This is a genomic window from Vulcanococcus sp. Clear-D1 (assembly GCF_014654725.1).
Taxonomy (GTDB): domain Bacteria; phylum Cyanobacteriota; class Cyanobacteriia; order PCC-6307; family Cyanobiaceae; genus Vulcanococcus.
In genome coordinates this window covers 1-3,854 of the sequence record NZ_JACVZV010000022.1, presented here as the reverse complement: position 1 = coordinate 3,854, position 3,854 = coordinate 1, and the positions used below count along the sequence as shown (strand labels likewise).

At 58.0% G+C, this 3,854-nt stretch carries 2 protein-coding genes; one reads left to right on the top strand and one right to left on the bottom strand.

Features of this window, described 5'->3' with window-relative positions:
- Positions 1-143 precede the first annotated feature (143 nt).
- Positions 144-2,108, top strand: coding sequence for a M10 family metallopeptidase C-terminal domain-containing protein (locus tag H9532_RS09290; RefSeq protein WP_296367684.1), 1,965 nt, complete (start codon positions 144-146; stop codon positions 2,106-2,108).
- On the opposite strand, the gene H9532_RS09285 is transcribed toward H9532_RS09290, so the two are convergent.
- On the bottom strand, positions 2,109-3,629 hold the full coding sequence (locus H9532_RS09285) for a hypothetical protein (protein WP_296367682.1): 1,521 nt from the start codon (positions 3,627-3,629) through the stop codon (positions 2,109-2,111).
- Between the last annotated feature and the right edge of the window lie 225 nt (positions 3,630-3,854).

The window sequence follows — 3,854 nt, the reverse complement described above, 5'->3', positions numbered from 1 at the left end:
ACCTGGGCGAGGACGACATCGTGCGCTTTGAAGACCGTTACGGACGAAGCGATGCAGAGAAACCACTGCGTTGATCCAACTTGCTTGACTTGTGCGACAAGCGAGTCATGATGAATTCATAGTTCTGAGCCCGAGCCGCAGCCATGACAACAATCACCCTGGAGCAAGGCGGCCTCTTCACCAACGGCAATAATCCCTGGATTGATGGGATTACTTACAACGCCAAATGGGGCTCATCCTCACTCATTCCCGTCGACGTTGAGATTGCAATCCTTCAGCCCGGGGATGCCGCGCGGTTTGATCTCAACAGTCTTGCCTGGTATGCAGCAAAAGCGGTCGGCCAAGAGTGGATCCAGGACGGCAACCCGATCGGACGCGTTCGAAGGCCAGCGCGGCAGGCCATTAAGCAGGGCTATCAAGCCTGGACAGATGTAGCCGATATCCACTTCCGCTTCATCGAAGACCCAACACAGTCCGATGTTTTTGTGACCCTGGCAAAATACAAAAACAATGGGGTCATTCCAGGATGGGGAACACTGGGTGGCTCCCACAGCGGGTTGTTGATTGATCGAGTCATCAGCGAAGCTTCGTTTGCACTGAACGAATCACTCGGAGAGGCCGAGGAGATTGGATCTGCGCCGGCCCCTTCGCCAACGCCACTCCCGCATGATCTGAATCATTCCATTTTTCGGAATCTGGGCCCCGATGATGCTCGCTTTATGCAGACCATCATTCACGAGGTTGGCCACGGAATTGGCATGAGCCATCCGCACGATGAGGGGCTTGGCAGTGTGCCCTCCGGGGTTTTCCCTGGAATTCAAGCAGGCGACAGCGCAGCAAATAATGGCACAGGTCTATACGGTCTTAATCAGAATGTTTACACCATAATGTCCTACAATAGGACGGTTCAAAGTGGTGGAGACCCGGATATAGTGCCCGCGGTGACCCCCATGGCACTCGAACTCTTGGCCGCCCAGATCAAGTATGGGGCGAACCGCGCAACCCGGGCCGGCAACGACGTCTATAGCCTCTACGAACAAACCCAACCAGGCCACAAGTCTTGGGCCTGCATCTGGGATGCCGGCGGCATCGACACGCTGAGTGCCAAAGGATTGGATGTGGATGCGGTGATTTCTCTGCGCCCAGCCGAAATGAATACCGCCCAACCAGAAACAGGCATGCCACAGGAGCAGTACAGCTGGGGGGCAGCTTGGAGCCCTTTCAAGGTAGCGCTTGACTATCTGGTCAATGCCGCCTCATCACGCCCAGGCGCACTACTGGGCAGCGGCATGAAAATGCACTATCAGCTCAACACGTTCCTCTCCGAGCTCGATGGAATGGGCCGCGCTGAAGGCCAAGATCTTGAATCTGAATTCAAATCGACGCTAGCCAGCCTCGAGGAATCTCTCACGCGTCTGTACGGCGCCTATGGCTTCAATGGCGCCTATCAGCTCCTTCAGAAAGGCGAGGCTTTGCCCAACGATGCCTCTCCACGCTTGGCGCGCGCCCTCGCGCAAGCACAAGCAGCTCTCCGGCAGCTCACTGACGATTACGAACCCCTGTTGGATGACATCACAACCTTCCTCGCAGAGGGAGCGTTCAATACAATCACGCTGGTCGACTATTACCAAGGCCTCAATCAAGTCGTCGAACTACAGTCAGAGATTCAGACCCGCTCAGCCAAGGGAGTTGCCGGATACATTTCCGAGATATCCCGTTCGGAGATATCCAGCCTTCCCATCGCAGAGCGGCCCGGCGGGGGTTTCACCATTGCTGCTGGAGTCACCATTGAACAAGCGATCGGTGGATCGGGCGACGACCGGATTGTGGGGAATGCCACCAACAATGTCCTGCGTGGCATGAAGGGTGATGATCTGATCAGTCCCTACCTGGGCTCCAACAGGATTCTTGGTGGCGCAGGGATCGATACGGTTGATTTCAATACAGGGATCGGCCGTATTCGGTTCAAAGACTTGTCGTTTGAGCAGGATGGCAACTGGCTCAAAGTTGCCATGGCCGGAAGCGACGATCTCAATGCACTCAAAGGCGTGGAGCAGATCATCGTGGGGAATAAAACCTACACCGTTGACACCTTGCTCAGCGTCTAATCACTGAATGATCATGCGTTGTGCGTGATCCTCAAACTGAGGAGCGGATAATCCCACGATCACAGCCAAGGCGATGGGCCGCTGGGATTGATCTGCTTCGTTGGCTGGCCAATACAGCAAGGTTTGCTGCTCAGCATCAAAGCGCAGCTGTTCACCGAGCACTCCGCGGCGAAGTTCACCATCGCGGAAGAGCTGGCCAAGGCGCTCACCGTTGAGCTCCAGGATGTCGCGACGCGGATTGAAGTCGGTGATGGTATCCACTGCATGCCGATGGGGTCGCAAGACAAACACATCGGTTCCCTTGCCTCCTGTGAGGCGATCCGATCCACGCCCGCCATTGATTCGATTGTTACCGTCGTTACCAACAAGAACGTTGTCGAGATCATTCCCGCGCAGGTTATCGTTGCGGCGCCCCTCGAGAGTGGCATGGGTAATCTGGGCGTACTCAGGCGTATTGAGGCGAATCGACCCCTGCTCGCTCGTGAGCGGCAGTGGCTCCACCATCGCTCCGCCACGCTTATTGGTCGCGGCCATGTCGACCATCAACTCAGGCCGGAAGCCATCGTCTTCCCAGCTGGATTGCTGACCATCGGCGTCGATCCAGACCCAGGTGCCGGTGTAACCGCTGATGCTGCCGTCCTCCGCCGCGGTGGGCGACAGGCTGTACTGCCCTGAGGAGCCATCGGCGTAGCTGGCGGTGCTGTACACGAGTTGTCCGGCAGTGTCGAAGACCTCCAGGCGGGTGTAAGCCCCTTCATCAGCCCAGGAGCCAGACGTCTCCACCGCGTAACTAAGCGGCGCGTCCCCATAGGGGACATCGGGTGGGTCGATACGGCGTGTGTCTTCCCAATCACCATCCACGCTCTTGTAGGAGCTGCCCACCCACTGGTCCTGCAGGTCGTAGTGCTCGCTCCAGCTGTCCCACTCGCTGGTGCTCACCAGGCTGTAGCCGATCACCTCACCCTGCTCACCGGTGCGTTCCACGCGATCCGTCTTGGCAGTGTCAACGGGAATCAGATCGGTGTCGAAAGCCTGATCCCAGCTGGATTGCTGACCATCGGCGTCGATCCAGACCCAGGTGCCGGTGTATCCGCTGATGCTGCCGTCCTCCGCCGCGGTGGGCAACAGGCTGTACTGCTCTGAGGAGCCATCGGCGTAGCTGGCGGTGCTGTACACGAGTTGTCCGGCAGTGTCGAAGACCTCCAGGCGGGTGTAAGCCCCTTCATCAGCCCAGGAGCCAGACGTCTCCACCGCGTAACTAAGCGGCGCGTCCCCATAGGGGACATCGGGTGGGTCGATACGGCGTGTGTCTTCCCAATCACCATCCACGCTCTTGTAGGAGCTGCCCACCCACTGGTCCTGCAGGTCGTAGTGCTCGCTCCAGCTGTCCCACTCGCTGGTGCTCACCAGGCTGTAGCCGATCACCGCACCCTGATCATCGGTGCGCTCTACGCGCTCGGGAGGCGTCTCGGTGCGCATCAGAGACATCAGAGCTCGGCGGTTGAACTCAATCGTAGTCATACCCTGGTTCAACGCCAAGGCCGCAGCCAATGCGCATCAAAAAAGCAAGGGCTGAATGAACTCCGCGCCTCCACAGGTACAGCAATCTCGCGGCACGATGCTTCAGCCGCCAAGCTCATCGTTGCGGCCGACAACCAGATGTTGTGATGGCAGTGAGCGAACAGGTCGTGTGCTGGCTGACCGACACAAGTGCGAGACCCGCTGCGACAGAACGGGTCTCAGTCG

Bases quoted from the DNA above. Each gene is read 5' to 3' on its own strand.
- H9532_RS09290 (WP_296367684.1), top strand. From the start codon at position 144: ATGACAACAATCACCCTGGAGCAAGGCGGCCTCTTCACCAACGGCAAT.
- H9532_RS09285 (WP_296367682.1), bottom strand. From the start codon at position 3,629: ATGACTACGATTGAGTTCAACCGCCGAGCTCTGATGTCTCTGATGCGC.